At 71.9% G+C, this 17,789-nt stretch carries 12 protein-coding genes and 1 pseudogene; 9 read left to right on the top strand and 4 right to left on the bottom strand.

Features of this window, described 5'->3' with window-relative positions; all coding sequences use genetic code 11:
• Positions 1–139 precede the first annotated feature (139 nt).
• The 4 genes from AB0883_RS18860 (at position 140) to mshC (ending at position 3,861) form a co-directional block, all read left to right on the top strand.
• Positions 140–853, top strand: a complete 714-nt coding sequence (locus tag AB0883_RS18860; protein ID WP_366642445.1) for a histidine phosphatase family protein — start codon at positions 140–142, stop codon at positions 851–853.
• Positions 854–1,115: 262 nt separating this feature from the next.
• Positions 1,116–1,700 carry a DUF3090 domain-containing protein gene (locus AB0883_RS18855; protein ID WP_366642444.1) on the top strand — a complete coding sequence of 195 codons (585 nt, stop codon included), beginning with the start codon at positions 1,116–1,118 and terminating at the stop codon, positions 1,698–1,700.
• The gene (locus AB0883_RS18850; protein WP_366642443.1) at positions 1,697–2,515 is read left to right on the top strand and encodes an SCO1664 family protein; all 819 of its coding nucleotides are present in this window, start codon (positions 1,697–1,699) and stop codon (positions 2,513–2,515) included. Before AB0883_RS18855 ends, AB0883_RS18850 begins: the two co-directional genes overlap by 4 nt.
• 107 nt (positions 2,516–2,622) lie before the next feature.
• Positions 2,623–3,861, top strand: a complete 1,239-nt coding sequence (gene mshC, locus AB0883_RS18845) for a cysteine--1-D-myo-inosityl 2-amino-2-deoxy-alpha-D-glucopyranoside ligase (RefSeq protein WP_366642442.1) — start codon at positions 2,623–2,625, stop codon at positions 3,859–3,861.
• A 122-nt stretch (positions 3,862–3,983) separates the two neighbouring features.
• On the opposite strand, the gene AB0883_RS18840 is transcribed toward mshC, so the two are convergent.
• Both AB0883_RS18840 and AB0883_RS18835 read right to left on the bottom strand, forming a co-directional pair.
• Positions 3,984–4,775, bottom strand: coding sequence for a GntR family transcriptional regulator (locus tag AB0883_RS18840; protein ID WP_121399255.1), 792 nt, complete (start codon positions 4,773–4,775; stop codon positions 3,984–3,986).
• A 126-nt stretch (positions 4,776–4,901) separates the two neighbouring features.
• Positions 4,902–5,771, bottom strand: coding sequence for a PAC2 family protein (locus AB0883_RS18835; RefSeq protein WP_101409578.1), 870 nt, complete (start codon positions 5,769–5,771; stop codon positions 4,902–4,904).
• A 261-nt stretch (positions 5,772–6,032) separates the two neighbouring features.
• On the opposite strand from AB0883_RS18835, the gene metH reads away from it, so the two are divergent.
• The 5 genes and pseudogenes from metH (at position 6,033) to AB0883_RS18810 (ending at position 16,331) form a co-directional block, all read left to right on the top strand.
• Positions 6,033–9,548, top strand: a complete 3,516-nt coding sequence (gene metH, locus AB0883_RS18830) for a methionine synthase (RefSeq protein WP_366642441.1) — start codon at positions 6,033–6,035, stop codon at positions 9,546–9,548.
• Between the two features lie 419 nt (positions 9,549–9,967).
• Positions 9,968–10,378 (top strand): hypothetical protein, encoded by a 411-nt coding sequence (locus AB0883_RS18825; protein WP_366642440.1) that lies wholly within the window; start codon positions 9,968–9,970, stop codon positions 10,376–10,378.
• A gap of 419 nt (positions 10,379–10,797) precedes the next feature.
• Positions 10,798–11,316 (top strand): hypothetical protein, encoded by a 519-nt coding sequence (locus AB0883_RS18820; protein ID WP_366642439.1) that lies wholly within the window; start codon positions 10,798–10,800, stop codon positions 11,314–11,316.
• A 39-nt stretch (positions 11,317–11,355) separates the two neighbouring features.
• Positions 11,356–11,493 (top strand): annotated as a pseudogene (locus tag AB0883_RS18815) (phosphotransferase); the annotation flags it as partial.
• 533 nt (positions 11,494–12,026) lie between these two features.
• Positions 12,027–16,331: a LamG-like jellyroll fold domain-containing protein gene (locus AB0883_RS18810; protein ID WP_366642438.1), complete on the top strand. Its 4,305-nt coding sequence runs from the start codon at positions 12,027–12,029 to the stop codon at positions 16,329–16,331.
• Between the two features lie 396 nt (positions 16,332–16,727).
• Here the strand turns inward: AB0883_RS18810 and AB0883_RS18805 are convergent, their stop codons facing one another.
• Together AB0883_RS18805 and AB0883_RS18800 are read right to left on the bottom strand one after the other, a co-directional pair.
• Positions 16,728–17,111, bottom strand: a complete 384-nt coding sequence (locus AB0883_RS18805; RefSeq protein ID WP_366642437.1) for a hypothetical protein — start codon at positions 17,109–17,111, stop codon at positions 16,728–16,730.
• Between the two features lie 271 nt (positions 17,112–17,382).
• A partial coding sequence (locus AB0883_RS18800) for an FG-GAP-like repeat-containing protein (protein WP_366642436.1) occupies positions 17,383–17,789 on the bottom strand: 407 nt, incomplete at its 5' end.

Here is a 17,789-nt window from a genome sequence, read left to right as displayed (position 1 = left end):
CGCCCGCGCCCGCCGGCCCCCGGACCCCGTGCAGGGTCCGGGGGCCGCCGTCGCCAATGCCCGCTAATTCGGGCGGACGGCGCGACCCCACGCACCCGGGCGGACGACCGACGCCGGGCGCAGGTCATAGGGTGGTCCCGTGGCGACCCTTCTGCTTCTGCGACACGGCCGGACGACCGCGAACGCGGACGGCGGGCTGGCCGGCCGCCAGCCCGTGGAGCTGGACGAGACGGGCCGGGCCCAGGCGAGCGCGGTCGGTGAGCGGCTGCGGGCGGTGCCGCTCGCGGCGGTGGTGACCAGCCCGCTGATCCGGTGCCGGCAGACCCTGGACCTGGCGCTGCCCCAGGCCAGCCCGGTGGTGGAGGAGGGGCTGATCGAGTGCGGCTACGGGGCCTGGGAGGGGCAGCCGCTGAAGAAGCTGGCCAAGGAGCCGCTCTGGCCGGTGGTCCAGCAGCACCCGAGCGCCGCGGTCTTCCCCGAGGGGGAGTCGATGGCGGCGATGGCGGCGCGGGCGGTCGCCGCGGTGCGTACGTGGGACGCCCGGATCACCGCGGAGCACGGCCCCGAGGCGGTCTGGCTGGCGTGCAGCCACGGCGACGTGATCAAGGCGATCGTGGCCGACGCGCTCGGCGTACACCTGGATCTGTTCCAGCGGATCGTGGCCGACCCGGCTTCGGTGACGGCGATCCGTTACACGCCGCTGCGGCCGTTCCTGGTGCGGCTCAACGACACCGGCGGCGACCTGGCCGGGCTGGTGCCGCCGCCGCGCAAGCGGCGCCGGCGGGCGGCGAAGGCGGCCGGCGCGGCCGACTCCGACGCCCCGGTCGGCGGCGGCGCGGGAGCGGGCCGGTGACGGGCCGGCGGCGCCCCGGCCCACGGCCCCACGGCACGGCACGGCCTCCGGCGGGGCGCTGCCGGGGCGTGGCGGTCCCGTCCGCGACCACGTCACGGTGCGGGCCGGGAGCCTCGTCCGCGACCACGTCACGGTGCGCGCCCGGGCTCCCGCCGGCCGCCACGCCCGGGTGTGGCGCGCCGTGCGCCGGGCGCGGCGGGCGGACGGCGATTCGCGTCGGTGGGGTGCGCGGCGCCGTGGTGCGCCGGATAGGGTCGTGGGTATGACCCACCAGGTGCACGCCTTCGAGCCGCCGGAGCGGTTCGTCGCCGGGACGGTCGGCCCGCCGGGGGAGCGCACGTTCTTCCTCCAGGCGCGCGGCGGTGGCCGGCTGGTCAGCGTCGCGCTGGAGAAGGTCCAGGTGTCGTTGCTGGCCGAGAAGCTCGAGGAACTGCTCTCCGAGGCGCAGCGCCGCTTCGGCGTGGAGCTGCCCGAGCCGGTGGCCGTCGTCGGGGACAACGACCCGCTGGACACACCTGTCGACGAGGAGTTCCGGGTCGGCACGCTCGGGCTGGCGTTCGACGTGGACACCGCGACCGTGGTGATCGAGGCCATCGCCGTGGGCGAGGCGGAGGTCGAGGTCGAGCTCGGCGAGCCCGACGAGGACGAGGACGCCGAGGACGAGGACGAGGAGCCCGACGAGGATCTCGACCGGCTCCGGGTGCGGCTGACCCCCGAGGCGACCCGCCAGTTCATCGAGCGGGCCCGGCGGGTGGTCAACGCCGGTCGTCCGCCCTGCCCGCTCTGCGGCCAGCCGCTGGATCCCGCCGGGCATCTCTGTCCGCGCCACAACGGTTACCACCGGTGACGTCGTCGGATCTCCAGCCCCGGCAGGACGGTGAGGCCGCGCTCCGGTTGCTCCGGGACGGCCAGCTGGACCTGGAGGGGCGGCTCGTCGACGCCTCCAACACGACCCTGCGGGGCATCCTGACCCTCGACGGGGTCACGGCCCGCTGCGTCTACAAGCCGGTACGCGGCGAGCGCCCGCTGTGGGACTTCCCGGACGGCACGCTGGCCGGCCGGGAGGTCTCGGCGTACGTGGTCTCCCGGGCCACCGGGTGGGACCTGGTGCCGCCGACGGTGCTGCGCGACGGCCCGTTCGGGCCGGGATCGTGCCAGCTCTGGATCGACGAGCCGGAGGAGGCCGAGCCTCTGGTCGGGTTCGTGCCGGCCGACGCGCTGCCGCCCCGCTGGTTCGCGATCGCCGCGGCCCGCGACGACGACGGCACACCGTACGCGTTGGCCCACGCCGACGATCCGAGGCTGGCCCGGCTCGCGGTGCTCGACGCGGTCATCAACAACGCGGACCGCAAGGGCGGGCACGTGCTGGTCGGTCCGGACGACCGGATCTACGGCGTCGACCACGGGGTGAGCTTCCACGTCGAGGAGAAGCTGCGCACGGTGCTCTGGGGCTGGGCCGGCCGGCGGCTGCCGGCGGACGCGGTGGAGATGCTCGACGGGCTCGCCGGCCAGCTGCCCGGGGCGCTCGGCGCCGAACTGGCCGACCACCTGACCCTCGGGGAGGTCGCCGAACTGGCGGCCCGGGTCGACCGGCTGCGGCACACCGGCCTGTTTCCGCAGCCGTCGCAGGACTGGCCGGCGGTGCCCTGGCCCCCCATGTGAACGCGCGTCGCGCGGCGATCCGGTCCCGCCGACGCGCCCCGAGGCTGTCATGATGATCACTGTGGGCCGGTCCTGCCGCACCGCGTCGGCTGGTTAGGCTGACGGTCATGGACTCTTGGGCGGGACATGAGGTGCCGCGGCTGCCGGGCAGGGGCCAGCCGCTGTCGTTGTTCGACTCGGCGCGGCAGGGCACCCACACGAGCGATCCGGCCGGCACCGCGACCATGTACGTCTGCGGCATCACCCCGTACGACGCCACGCACCTGGGCCACGCCGCCACCATGATCGCGTTCGACCTGGTGCAGCGGGTGTGGCGGGACGCCGGCCGGGACGTGCGCTACGTGCAGAACGTCACCGACATCGACGACCCGCTGCTGGAGCGGGCCGAGCGGGACGGCGAGGACTGGAAGGTCCTGGCGATGCGGGAGACCGCGCTGTTCCGGGAGGACATGGAGGCGCTGCGGATCATCCCGCCGGCGCACTACGTCGGTGCGGTGGAGTCGATCCCCGACATCGCCGACAAGGTCCTCCTGCTGCTCAAGGACGGGGCCGCGTACCGCCTGGACGACGGCACCGGCGACGTCTACTTCGACCTCGCCGCCTCCCCCCGCTTCGGCTACGAGTCCAACCTGACCCGCGAGCAGATGCTGGAGATCTTCCCCGAGCGCGGGGGCGACCCGGACCGGGCCGGCAAGCGCGACCCGCTCGACCCGCTGCTGTGGCGCGGCGCCCGCGAGGGCGAGCCGTCCTGGCCGGGCGGCGAGCTGGGTGCCGGCCGCCCCGGCTGGCACATCGAGTGCGCGGTCATCGCGCTCAACCTGCTCGGCGACCGGATCGACGTGCAGGGCGGCGGCAACGACCTGATCTTCCCCCACCACGAGTGTTCGGCCGCGCACGCCGAGCGGCTCACCGGCGCGGCACCGTTCGCCGCGCACTACGTGCACGCCGGCATGATCGGCCTCGACGGCGAGAAGATGTCGAAGTCCCGGGGCAACCTGGTCTTCGTCTCCCGGCTGCGCGCCGACCAGGTCGACTCGATGGCGGTCCGGCTGGCCCTGCTGTCCGGGCACTACCGCGCCGACCGCGCCTGGACCGACGAGCTGCTCGCGACGTCGCTGGAGCGGCTGGCCCGTTGGCGGCGGGCCGCCGCCGCGCCCGCTGGCCCGTCGGGCGACGAGTTCCTGGCCGGCGTACGCGCCCGCCTCGCCGACGACCTGGACTCGCCGGGCGCCCTGGCGCTGGCCGACGGGTGGGCCGAGGCGACCCTCGCCGGCACCGCCGACGACCCGGCCGCCCCCGCTCTCTTCGCCGCCACCCTGGACGCCCTCCTCGGCATCCGCCTCTGACTCCACCCGACCCCGCCCCGCCCCGCCTCCGCGGCGTCGATCATGCAGTTGTGGTGCCCCGCGAGAGGTGCGGAACGGCGGTGACCGCCCACCACACGTGCATGATCGACGGGTGGGGGCGGTCAGCCCAGGACCAGGCCGGGGTCCGGGGTGGGGTCGGGGGCCGGGGCGGGGATCTTGTACTCCTCGGTCAGCGTGGTGACCGGACCGGGCCAGGTGGCCTGGGCGACCTCGATCGGCTTGCGGTGGCCGTCGTACGCGACGTGCAGCAGATGCAGCACCGGGGTGTCGGGACGGATCTGGAGGATCTCGGCCTCCTCCCGGCTGGGCTGGCGGGCGCTGATGGTGTCGGTGGCCGAGACGTACCGCCGGCCGGTGGCCTCCTCGGCCTCCTGGTAGAGCGGTCGGCCGAACGCCTCGGCGCGCTCCAGCGAGGTGCCGGCGGCGTCGGCGGGCAGGAACCACGAGGCGCCCACCTCGACGGGGGAGTCCTCGGTGCGCACGAGGTGGCGCCGGCAGAGCAGGTCGGTGCCGTCGGCCACCCCGAACGCGTCGGCCACCTCCGGCGGGGCGGGGGCCCGGCCGACGGAGACGAGCTGCTGCCGGTACCGCGCGGCCAGGTCGGTGTGGTAGCCGCGGAAGCCGCCGTAGCGGCCCCGGGAGAGCCGGTTGAGTCGCCGCCGGGTGCCTCGGACGTACGTCCCGGAGCCAGGCTTGGTGATCAGGATGCCCTCGACCCGCAGCTGGTCGACGGCGCGCTGCACGGTCTGCTTCGCCACGCCGAACATCTCGGCGATGGCCGGGATGGACGGCAGCCGCTCGCCCGGGGCCCAGTCGCCGCGGCGGATCTGGGCCTTGAGCTGAGCGGCGATCTGCCGGTGCGGGAACTCGGCCGCCCCCGGATTGATCTGCATGCCCGCCTCCTCGATCACAGCTAGGTTCCTAGGATGCCCTAGAGGTGGTGACCGCGCCACCCCGGACACGCCAAAACACCGGCCCCGGACGACACGCGTCCGGGGCCGGTGGGACAGGCCGGAGTGCTACCAGGAACCGGCGGTGGGGCCGGCGGAGCCGCCGCGGCGGCGCAGGTACTTCTCGAACTCCTGGGCGATCTCGTCACCCGTCAGCGGGGTGATGCCCGCGTCGCCGACGCGTTCCTCCAACTCGCGTACGTACTCGCCGAGCTCGGCGTCCTGCTCGGCGGCGCTGCGCACCCGCTGCTCCCACTCGGCGGCCTCCTCGGCCAGGTCGGCCATGGGAACCGGCAGGTCGAGCACCTCCTCGACGCGGTGCAGCAGGGCGAGGGTGGCCTTGGGGCAGGGCGGGTTGTTGGCGTAGTGCGGCACGTGCACCCAGAAGGAGACGGCGTCGACCTCGGCCTTGTTGCAGGCGTCGTGCAGCACGCCGACGATCCCGGTCGGCCCGTCGTAGCGGGTGGGGGTGAGCTGGTAGCGCTGGGCGGCCTCCGCGTCGGAGGCGCTGCCGCTGATGGGCAGCGGCCGGGTGTACGGCACGTCGGCCAGCAGCGCGCCGAGCACGACCACCCGCTCGACCTCCAGGCTGTGGCAGATCTCCAGCACCTGCTCGCAGAAGGTGCGCCACCGCATGCTCGGCTCGATGCCCCGGATCAGCACGACGTCCCGTTCGGTGCCCTCGGGGCTGGCCACCATGAAGCGCGTCGTCGGCCACTCCACCCGGCGGGTCTCGCCCTCGGCCATGGTGATGGTGGGGCGGCTGACCTGGAAGTCGTAGAAGTCCTCCGGGTCCAGCTCGGTGACCTGCCGGGCCTGCCACACCTGCTCCAGGTGCTCGACGGCGGCGGTCGAGGCGTCGGCGGCGTCGTTCCAGCCCTCGAACGCGGCGATCGCCACGGGGGACCGCAGCACCGGCAGTCCGTCGAACTCGGTCACGCCGTCACCTCACCCTGCTCGTCGGGGGCGGCGCCGGGACCGGACCCGGTCGTCCGCCCGCCGGGCGTGGTGCTGTCGCTGTAGTCCTTCACGTCCGTCAGCCTACGTGTCGGGGCGGGATGCGGCCCGTCGGCCGCGCCGGTCGGGCCCGGCGGCGGCCGGGCATACCGCGATGAACCGGACAGCGTGATCCCGCTGACACAATGTGGGAAGGCACGTGCGGGGGAATCGGTCGGGCGGCGACGGCACTAACCTGATTCCGTGCGGACCTCATTGCTCGACGTACTGGCAGACCGGATTCTCATCGCCGACGGCGCCATGGGCACGATGCTGCAGGCGGCCGACCTCACCCTGGACGACTTCGAGGGCTACGAGGGCTGCAACGAGGTCCTCAACGCCACCCGACCGGACGTCGTACGCGGGGTGCACGAGGCGTACCTGGCCGCCGGGGCGGACTGCGTCGAGACCAACACCTTCGGGGCCAACCTGGCCAACCTGGGTGAGTACGACATCCAGCACCGCATCCGCGAACTCTCCGAGGCCGGGGCCCGCCTCGCCCGGGAGGCCGCCGACGCGTACGCCACCCCCGAGCGGCCCCGCTTCGTGCTGGGCTCGATCGGCCCGGGCACCAAGCTGCCCACCCTCGGGCACGCCGACTACGCGACCCTGCGCGACGCGTACCAGGAGAACGCCGAGGGCCTGATCGAGGGCGGGTCGGACGCGTTGATCGTGGAGACCTGCCAGGACCTGCTCCAGGTCAAGGCCGCCGTCGTCGGCTCGAAGCGGGCCATGGCCCGGCTCGGCCGGACGGTGCCGATCATCTGCCACGTCGCCGTGGAGACCACCGGCACCATGCTGGTGGGCAGCGAGATCGGGGCGGCGCTGGCGGCCATCGAGCCGTTGGGGGTCGACCTGATCGGGCTGAACTGCTCGACCGGGCCGGCCGAGATGGGCGAGCACCTGCGCTACCTCTCCCGGCACTCCCGGATCCCGCTGTCGGTGATGCCGAACGCGGGCCTGCCGGTGCTGACCGCCGACGGGGCGTACTTCCCGTTGACCCCGGTGGAGCTGGCCGACGCGCTGGAGCGGTTCGTCACCGAGTACGGCGTCTCGCTGGTGGGCGGCTGCTGCGGCACCACGCCCGAGCACATCCGGGTCCTCTCCGAGCGCCTGCACGGCACGCGCCCGGCGCCCCGCGAGCCGCGGCACGAGGCCGGCGTCTCGTCGGTCTACCACCCGGTGCCGTTCGCCCAGGACGCCTCCCTGCTGATGGTGGGGGAGCGGACCAACGCCAACGGCTCCAAGGCGTTCCGCGAGGCCATGCTCGCCGGCGACTGGCGCGCCTGCGTGGAGATCGCCCGTAGCCAGGCCCGCGACGGCTCGCACCTGCTGGACCTCTGCGTCGACTACGTGGGGCGCGACGGCACGCAGGACATGCGGGAGCTCGCGGGCCGCTTCGCCACCGCCTCCACCCTGCCGATCATGCTGGACTCGACCGAGCCGCCGGTGATCGAGGCGGGGCTGGAGATGCTCGGCGGCCGGTGCGTGGTCAACTCGGTCAACTTCGAGGACGGGGACGGACCGAACTCCCGCTACGCCCGGGTGATGCCCATCGTCCGCGAGCACGGCGCCGCCGTGGTGGCGCTGCTCATCGACGAGGAGGGGCAGGCGCGGACCGCCGACTGGAAGGTACGGGTCGCGGGGCGGCTGATCGACGACCTCACGGGGCGGTGGGGGATGGACCGCTCGGACATCCTGATCGACGCGCTGACGTTCCCGATCGCCACCGGCCAGGAGGAGACCCGGCGCGACGGCATCGAGACCATCGAGGCGATCCGGGAGATCGCCCGCCGCTACCCGGGGGTCAACTTCACCCTCGGCATCTCCAACGTCTCGTTCGGGCTCAACCCGGCGGCCCGGCAGGTGCTCAACTCGGTCTTCCTGCACGAGTGCCGCGAGGCCGGCCTGACCAGCGCCATCGTGCACGCCAGCAAGATCCTGCCGTTCAACAAGATCCCCGACGAGCAGCGCGAGGTGGCGCTGGACCTCGTCTACGACCGGCGCCGCGAGGGCTACGACCCGGTGCAGAAGTTCATTGAGATCTTCGAGGGTGTGGACGCCGCGTCGGCGCGGGCCGGGCGGGCGGAGGAGTTGGCCGCGCTGCCGCTGGAGGAGCGACTCAAGCGGCGGATCATCGACGGCGAGCGCAACGGCCTGGAGGCCGACCTGGACGCGGCGATGGCGCAGGGGCGTAGCCCGCTGTCCATCATCAACGACATCCTGCTCGACGGCATGAAGGTCGTCGGCGAGCTGTTCGGCTCCGGTCAGATGCAGCTGCCGTTCGTGCTCCAGTCCGCCGAGGTGATGAAGACCGCCGTGGCGTACCTGGAGCCGCACATGGAGACCGCCGAGGACGGCGGCAAGGGCCGCATCGTGCTGGCCACGGTGCGCGGGGACGTGCACGACATCGGCAAGAACCTGGTGGACATCATCCTGTCCAACAACGGCTACGAGGTCGTCAACATCGGCATCAAGCAGCCGATCAACGCGATCCTGGAGGCCGCCGAGCAGCACCGGGCAGACGCGATCGGCATGTCCGGGCTGCTGGTCAAGAGCACCGTGATCATGAAGGAGAACCTCGCCGAGATGGCGTCGCGCGGGGTCGCGGAGCGCTGGCCGGTGCTGCTGGGCGGGGCGGCGCTGACGCGGGCGTACGTCGAGGACGACCTGCGGGCGATGTTCCCCGGCCAGGTGCACTACGCCCGGGACGCCTTCGAGGGACTGTCGCTGATGGACCGGGTGATGACGGCGAAGCGCGGTGGGGCGCCCGTGATCGACCCGGAGCGGGAGGCGGCGCTGGCGGCCCGGCGGGCGCGCCGCGAGCGGCAGCGGGCGATCGTCAGCGAGTCGCTGCCGGAGCTGGACGACGCCTCGGTCCGCTCCGACGTGGCCACCGACGTGGAGGTGCCCGCCCCGCCGTTCCTGGGCACCCGGGTGGTCAAGGGCGTGCCGCTGGCCGACTACGCGGCGCTGCTCGACGAGCGGGCCACCTTCCTGGGGCAGTGGGGCCTGCGGGGGGCCCGCAGCGGGCAGGGCCCGTCCTACGAGGAGCTGGTGGAGACCGAGGGCCGGCCCCGGCTGCGCTACTGGCTGGACCGGCTGATCGCCGACCAGGTGCTGGAGGCGGCCGTGGTGTACGGCTACTTCCCGGCGTACGCCGAGGGCAACGACCTGGTGGTGCTGGACGAGAACGGGCACTCCGAGCGGGCGCGGTTCTCCTTCCCCCGGCAGCGGCAGGAGCGGCGGCTCTGCCTGGCCGACTTCTTCCGTCCGCGCGGCGACGAGCTGGACGTGGTGGCGTTGCAGCTGGTCACCGTCGGGCAACCGATCAGCGAGTACACGGCGAAGATGTTCGCCCGCAACGAGTACCGCGACTACCTGGAGGTGCACGGGCTGTCCGTGCAGCTCACCGAGGCCCTCGCGGAGTACTGGCACCGGCGGATCCGCGCCGAGCTGACCCTGCCGGGCGGTCGTACGGTGGCCGACGACGATCCGGCGGACCTGGCGGGTCTGCTGCGCACCGACTACCGGGGCTGCCGGTACGCGTTCGGCTACCCGGCCTGCCCGGACCTGGAGGACCGGGCGAAGATCGTGGAGCTGCTGGGCGCGGAGCGCATCGGCGTGCAGCTGTCGGAGGAGTTCCAGCTGATGCCGGAGCAGGCGACGGACGCGATCGTGGTGCACCACCCGGAGGCGAGCTACTTCAACGCCAAGTGACGGGTGCCCTGCCTGAGCTGGGCGGGATACGGCTTCGCCCCCTCCGCTGGGCCGTGGAGGGCCGTCTTGTCGTGCCCGAAGGCGGTGTCGATCGCCCGACGGGTGCGGTCCGCGCTGGTCGGCGGCAGGTGGATGTAGACCCGCAGCGTGAAGCCGGGGTGTCGCTCATCACCGCGCGGACGACCCCGCCGCCTGTCGGCCGGTCTGCCACGCCTGGCATCTCCCGTTGCTGTCGACGGCAGACAGCGGGGACGGGGACGGCCGCCAGCGGCCGAAACCGGGCCATCGCCCGAGGTCGTGTACGGCCGGACGCTGCCAGACGGAGCGCCTGGCACCTCCGAACGAGGGGTCGGAAGGCGTCGATGTCGCGTCTGGGCGTGGCGGATGCCTGGGCGTCAGATCGATGGGACGATCGTGACGTGACAATCGTGCGGCTGCCCGAGGGGTCATGGTGGGACTGGGATGTGCTTGGGTGGAACGGTGCGGAACTGCGCATCGCCGCCGGGCACGACCTGACGTACCACCACGGCTTGGAGCTGGTCTTCACCGACGTCCACTACCTCTCCTGTCCGACCCGGTTCTCTGATCCGCAGTTCCGTGAGCCGACCTCCGACGAGTATGAGACCGTGCTTGCATACGTCGGGGAGGTGCCGCCCGTGGTTGTGGCGTTCGACGTTGAGGCCGTGGCCGGTTGGAAAGTCCTCCCTTGTGTTGTTGCGGCAGCCTCCGTTGGGATCGTGACGGGGCTCGTCTACCGCTACTGGCGAGAGGACCTCAAGGAGGGGGAGCGGTTGGCCTCCTTCTTGCGACGGCCCGACGGGGGTCGGTGACGGAAGCGCAGCAGCGAGGTGCTGCACCCGCCTCATCCACAGGCAACAGGCAACAGGCAACCGAGCCAGACCGGGCCCTGCCGTCGAGCCTGTATCCGGGAGCCCTTGACCACTTGATCTCCATTGGAGCATCCGGATGTCGAGCCGGGTTGCGGGCTCTCTGGACAATGTTGGCATGAGTCAATCTATGAGGCGCGTGACCGGAGTTGTCGGGCAGGTCGGTCGCCCCCGCTGCCAACGCGCTCTTGGCGGTCGTTCGTGCCGCTACTGGCCGATCGTGGGCGACCGTGGGCCCGGTGGGCGACCGTCGGGGTCGCTACACGCGTGGAATCAGGCTGGTGGTTCGTCTCGTCTTCCCCGTTGACGCCTCATATCCCAGAATGGACATCCCGGGACTCTGAATGGAATCATCAGACATCTTGGCGATTGTAGCGATAGCGGCTGCGGTGCTGTCTGCGATCTACAGTTACCGCCTGTCGCGGCGGGCTCATCACACCTCCACCTACTACGGCGTCATCGGTCTCTTCAGGGAGCTGGACAAGACCTTCATAGAACATCCCGAGATTCGGCCGTATTTCTATGACGGGAAGCCTGTCGATGTCGACGAGTCAAATCGCCACAGGGTCCGCGCTGCGGCGGAACTGGTCCTGGATACGTTCGAGTGGATCTGGCATCGGCGGAAGGACTTGAACGCCAAGGGCGAAGAGGGCTGGAGGGCGTACATCGTGGACACTTTTTCTTCCAGTCCGGCGCTGCAGCAGCATTACGTGAGATCCGCGTCCTGGTATCCAGGGATCACCCGTCTGATCGCTGATCATGGGATTGTTCTGAAGGATGGGGCGGTCGACTCTGGCGATGTCAGCGTCGGTGAACGTGGCGGCCGGGGTCGTTTCGACGGTGCGCGCTCGGGAGTGTCCGTCGAGCGGGGCGGCGAATGACGCTCACCTGACCCGTCGCGGTCGTGGCGTACGGCCGGTGGGGGGTTGGCAGCCGTCATCGATTGCGGGACATGTGGCGTCGGTGATCCAGCCTGTGACCTGGCTGTCGCGTGGACCCTGCTGACTGCTGACGGCCGCCAGGCGTTCCGGGAGCGGCTGCCGGTCAATGACGCGACATAAGCGCGCGGGCGTGGCAGGGCCCTCTGGAAGACGCCCGTCAGCTGCACCACATCCTGGGCGGTGCCAGCGGGCCGGTCGCGAGCGGGCTGCGCATCCTCGGCGGGATCTTCACGACTACAGGGCCGGAGGCGTCTGGTGGTCGAGGGCGAGGCGCTGTACGTCCAGCGAGGGGACGTCCCGGCTGTGGCCCCATCGAGGTCGCCTCGAATGGCGCCGGAAGTGGTAGCGCGGGGGCCTGCGGCATCGCCGTGAGCGGGGGACATCTCCATCTTCGCCGCCCCGGCCCACGCCAGACCTCGACCGCTCGGATGCGGCTTCGGTCCTGCCATCCGTCGATCCGTCCGGGGCCGGGAGGTCTCCACAGGACCCGGGGCGGTTCACGCCGGGCGGCCAGCGCACGGCCGATGGATCGTGACGCACCCTCGTGCAGGGGGCGGTCAGTCAAAGTGTTGACACCGGCGAGGAGGGTGCTCCAAAGTTACTGGACTAGTCCAGTATGCCGTGCGGTACTCCACACGAAGGTGGATCAAATGGCCACGAGAACAAGATCGAGAGCGGCGCTGTCGCTGCTGACGGTGGTGACGCTGGCAACCGGCCTGCTGGCGCGGGAATCCGAGGACGCCCAGGCGGCCGGCGTCCAGGCAGTCGGCGAGCAGGCGGCCAGCGCACAGAAGGCCCACGACCAGCCCGGCTCCCGCGACGCCCTGACCTTGCCCAATGGCTACGTCGACCGGGTGAACCACGCGCTGGAGCAGGGATCCGACCACTGGGGCGAGAAGTTGCTCGGCCTGCCCGACGGTCCGACCATGGCCAACGTCAAGCCGCTGCTGGTGCCGGCCAACCACGGCGGTACGACGGACGCCGCCTCGCCCTGGTACTACCTGCCCTTCACCTATCCGGCGCCGGACCCCACGCGGTGGGCGGAGGAGCGGGACTTCTCGCTGCACGTCGCCGACGGCAGCGAGCTGATGTCGCAATGGTCGGACTCGCGGGCGACCCAGCGCGTCCGCTTCTTCGTCGGCGCGAACGGGGCCGAGCGCTACGGCCAGGCCGAGGCGAGGTCGGGTGCCCCCCGCCTGACCGGCGGATACCTGCCGATCCTCGCCAACTCCTATCGTGACGCCGCCGGGGTCCGCTACGAGCGCGAGTCGTTCGTCACCGAGCTCACCCCGGGTGGCCCGGCAGTCAGCATGCTCCGGTTCGTCGTCAGTGGGCCGGCGAAGGCGCGCCCGCGGCTGCGGCTCAACGTGAGTCGTGACAAGGTGGCAGACGTCGTCGCCACGCCCGGACGGCTGACCCTCGACGGGAAGACCGTGGTCGCGTACAGCGGTGCGGCGACCTGGTCCGCGCCCGACCTGAGCTTCACGCCCGACCTGAGCCGCGGGAAGGCCGAGTTCCATCTGGTCGTGCCGAACGAGCCGGCCGAACTTCCCGCCGTACGCCCGTCGGCCAAGCTCTACGACGCCGCGAAGTCCCGCACCGGTGCCTACTGGACGGCGCAGCTCAACGCTGGCGCCAAGGTCCGGCTTCCGGAGCGGTACGCCGCGGACGCCATGCGCAGCACGCTGCTGAACAACCTGGTGATGGGCTTCAACCTGACCGTCGGGAACGGCTACGAGTCGCTGGACAAGTCCTTCGCCTGGGTGCCGGAGATCGCGGCGACGGTCACCTCGCTCGGGGACTTCGGCTACCAGGACAAGGCGCGCGCGAACCTCACCGAGATGCTGCGACGCGGCCAGGGCAGCTTCTTCGTGTCCTGGGAGCGCGGAATCAAGCTGCAGACGGTGGCGACGTACTACCTGCAGAGCAACGACGGGTCGCTGCTGCTGGAGAACCTGCCGACGTTCCGTGACTGGCTCGCCGACTTCAAGCGGCAACGCGCCGCGGACCCGAACGGTCTGCTGGCCAAGACCCGCTACGCCTCCGACATCCCGGAGCCGGTCTACGGCCTGCACCACCAGTCCGAGGTCTGGCGCGGTCTGCGCGACGTCGGTGTCGCGTTGCGGCTGATGGGCCGTGCCGACGAGGCGAAGCCGTTCCTCGACGAGGCGGCCGGCCTGCGCTCGTCACTGCTGGGCGCGGTGGAGAAGTCGAAGACGGTGTTGCCGGACGGTTCGGTGTTCGTGCCGATCGCGCTGCTGGACCCGGCGTCGTCGAAGCCGTACGACAAGGTCACCACCGACTTCCTCGGCAGCTACTGGAACCTGATCATGCCGTACGCACTCGCGACCGGGCTGTTCGAGCCGGGCAGCGCGACGGCGACCGGACTGCGGGACTACCTCTACAAGCACGGGTCGTTGTTCCTCGGCCTCACCAGGTTCAACCTGTCGACCGCCGATCCCGGTGTCTGCCAGAACATCCGGCACAACCAGTGGCCGGCGGCTCCTGGATACAAGTCCAGCGGCATCGACCAGCAGTACGGCTACTCGCTGATGCGGTTCCTGGCCGACAACGCCGAGTCCGACCGCCTCGACCTGAGCTTCTACGGGATGCTCGCGCACAACTTCACGCCGCACACCTTCGTCGGCGGCGAGGGCGCCACGATCTCGCCGTGCCCGCAGTTCGGTGAGTACTACCGGTCGCAGTACTGGCCGCCGCTGTCGCCGAACAACGCCACCTACCTGGAGGCGGTGCGCGGCCTGCTGGTCAGCGAGGACCTGAACGCCGACGGCGTGCCGACCCGGCTGCACCTGGCACCGGCCACGCCGCGGCCCTGGCTCGCGGACGGGGAGCGGATCGAGGTCGCCGACCTGCCGACCTCCTTCGGCCCCGTCGGGTTCGCCTCCTCGTCGGAGCTGGCCGACGGCCGGCTGACCGTGCGGGTCGACGCACCGCGCGCGGCCACCGGACGGGCGCCGCTGACGGACGTGGTGCTGCACCTGCGCGCGCCGCGCGGTCACCGGCTGACCGGGGTCACCGTCGACGGCCGCCCGGTGACTTTCGACGCCGAACGCGAGCTGGTCGACCTCGGCCGGCCGACGACGGCGGTCACGGTCCGGGCGACCTACCGGGCGGTGAAGGTGGCCGACGCGCCGAGCGCGGAGGCCACGAAGGTGACGACCCCGCGCACGTTGCTGGAACCGGGTGAGACGTTTGCGCTGGACCTGGAGGTCGAGGCGCTCGGGCAGCGCACCGTCGGCGGCACCGTCGAGGTCGGCGTTCCCGCCGGGTGGACGGTCCGCGACCCGAAGCTGCCGTTCCGCGTGAGCAGCAACCAGAAACTGGCCTGGTCCGACCTCGCGACCTCGGTCCGGATCCCCACCGACGCGGCGCCCGGGAGCTACCGGATCGACGTGGTCACCCGTCCGTCCGGTGGTACGGCGCGGACCACCTCGTTGTCGGTCCGGGTCGCCCGGCCGGATCCGGCGGACTACGCCGACCTGGTGAAGCGGGACGCGCCGGTGGGCTACTGGCGGCTCGGCGACGCCCAGGGCCAGCCGGTGGTCGATGCCTCCGGCAACGGAAACGCTGGTGCCTACCGTGGCAGCGTCGGCCGGTCCCAGCCAGGGGCGATCGCCGACTCCGCCGACACCGCGGTCCGGTTGGAGGACGGCTACGCCGAGATTCCGGACAGCGCCTCGCTCAGCATCACCGGTGCCTACACGCTGGAGGCGTGGGTCAAGGATGCGGCGGGTGGACCACAGGGCATCGTCGAGAAGTACGACGGCGGCGACTGCCTGCCGTCGCGCAACGGCTACGCCCTGCGCCTGGTCAACGGCAACAAGCTGCAGGCGCTCACGATCGCCGACGAGGCGCAGACCGGCGCGTCCAGCCCTCGCAGCGTCCAGCAGGTGCGATGGCACCACGTGGTGGCAGCGTATGACGGGACGACGCTGCGGACGTACATCGACGGGCAGCTGCAGACGTCGACCCCGGTGGCCAAGGCGCCGACCGACGGCAGGGGCAGCCTCAAGCTGGGGGCCCGTGGAGACGACGCGGCGGACCGTTTCTTCGGCGACCTGGACGAGGTCGCGATCTACCACAAGGCCCTGACTCCGGGCCAGATCGACTCGCACTACGTCAAGGGTGTGCTCGGCAACCCCGGCCCGTCGCCCAGTGCACAGCGGTCCGGGGGGAGTGCCGTGCAGGCCAGCTCGTCGCCGGCTCCGGCGGGCTCGGCACCCAGGCAGACGTCGACGGGCAGGCAGCCGGCGGTCACCGCCCAGTCCTCCTACGCGGCGCAGGTGCTGGCCGACAAGCCGGTCGGCTACTGGCGGCTGGGTGAGAGGTCCGGCACGAGCGCCGAGGACTCCTCCGGCACCGGCAACCGTGGCGCGTACACGGACGCAGTGGCACTGGGCCGCCCGGGTGCGCTGACGGGCGATCCGGACACCGCCGCCGAGTTGACCGGCGGCCACGTCGCCGTACCGGACTCGGCCTCGGTGAGCGTCAGCGGTTCGTTCACCCTCGAGGCGTGGGTGAATCTCAATGACGTCTGCGGTCAGTACGGCGTGGTCGAGAAGTACGACGCGCCCGCCTACAACGGCTACGCGCTGCGCGTCCTGCCCGGAGGCAGGATCAGCGCCCTCACGTTGGGTACGGCCGGGCAGCTGGCGTCGGTCGAAGGGCAGACGGTGGTCACGCCGGACAAGTGGCATCACGTGGCCGTGGTCTACGACGGGTCGACCCTGACGGTCTACCTCGACGGACGCCCCGACGGCTCGGCCGCCACGAAGGTGAGCCCGACCGACGGGGCCGGAAGCCTCAAGCTGGGGGCCCGTGGTGACGACGCCGGTGCCAGGCTCGCCGGGCTGCTCGACGAGGTTGCCGTCTACGACCACGCTCTCACCGCCGACGAGGTCGCGCGACACCACTCGGCCGGCACGACGGGCTGACTCTCGACGTCACGTGTGGGGCGTGGCGCAGGCATGAGGGCGGCCACCGCACGATCATCTGACGGTCCGTGAGGACCACCGGAGATCGTGCGGTGGCCGCGGCCACGGCGTTGACCCTGGCCGGTGGCACGTCATCCGCGACGAGGCGGCAGCGTGTCACCGGCCGCTCTCGTGCGCGTGGAGCCACACCTGGCCGCGATGGCGTTCGCGCAGGCTGCTGTCGACGGTGGAACGTACGACGTGGTTCCTGGCTGAACGCGGGCCCGGCGGCCTTCGACAGGCTCCAGCGGGTGCGCGCGTCGCGGGTCACCGCGATCCGTGGGCGGTGCAGCGCTGCCGTCCCCGATCGTGCGGGACGCCGACGGCGTGCGCGTGCCTGGCTGGTGGAGCACCCCATCACCCGGACGGTGTCCTGATCTCGACGAGGCCGACTCCCTGGATGAGGAGCAGCCAGTCGGGGTGCGGTGGCAGCACACCCGGCGATGCCGGGCGCATCGGGCACGCCCAGGCGGGGTTGTTCCTGGCCTCCGCCTCGCCCCTGGGCCAGAACGCCTCCGCCAGCCAGATCGTGGCGGCCCTGGCCGGGCTGTCGCAGACGATCGACCGCCGGCTCCGCCTGCCCGAGACGACCTGGTGCGACCGGCCGGCCCGAGCCGCGGAGCGGCCGGTGTCGCGGATGGCGGTGCCGTGGCGGCCCTTCCCGGCCCACCGGTGCACCCAGGTGCCCAAGGCGCCGTCCACGACGAGGTCGACCACGGCCCAGGAAACCGGCACCGGCATGATCACCGCGGCGCTGGCCTGCGGCGTACCCGCACAGCGAAGGACCGTCGACGACGTCTACGGCGCCGGGTCTGGGCTCCGGGCTGAGCTGGAGCGTTGCGGCCCGGGCTGGCTCCGTGCGGTCGGCTGCGACCGGCGCCGCACGTCGACGCCGGCCGCACCCCCGCGCGAGTCGACGACCTCGCCGCCCCACCGCTGGGTGGTGGCTGCGCGGCTGCGGACCCGGCGTGCGAAAGGACCCTGCTCGCGGTGCCGCTCACCCGAGCTCGGATCAGATGAAGATCGTGCGGGCCGGGTCGAGAAAGTCGGTCGCGATGACCTGGGCGGCGCCGTACGGCATGGTGTCGAAGCCCTTGTAGTTGTGCCAGGCCTTGATCTGCCCGTCGGACTGGATCAGCGCGATCTCGGACCGGCCGTCGTCGTTGAGATCCATGAACCGCACCCGCGCGGGGTCGGTGAATCCGGTCGCGATGACGACGGTGTAGCCGTACGGCGAGGCGGCGAAGCCGAGGTCGTTGTGCCAGGCCTTGACCTGGCCGTCGGCCTGGATCAGGGCGATCTCGGAGCGGCCGTCGTCGTCCAGGTCGGTGAACACGGTCCGGACCGGGTCGGTGAACCCGGTCGCGATGACGACGGAGTTCCCGTACGGCGAGGCGGCGAAGCCGAGGTCGTTGTGCC

It is taken from the genome of Micromonospora sp. NPDC047812 (assembly GCF_040704175.1).
In the GTDB taxonomy this organism is placed as follows: domain Bacteria; phylum Actinomycetota; class Actinomycetes; order Mycobacteriales; family Micromonosporaceae; genus Micromonospora.
Note: the sequence above shows the minus strand (reverse complement) of the source record. Positions and strands in the feature narration are given on the sequence as shown.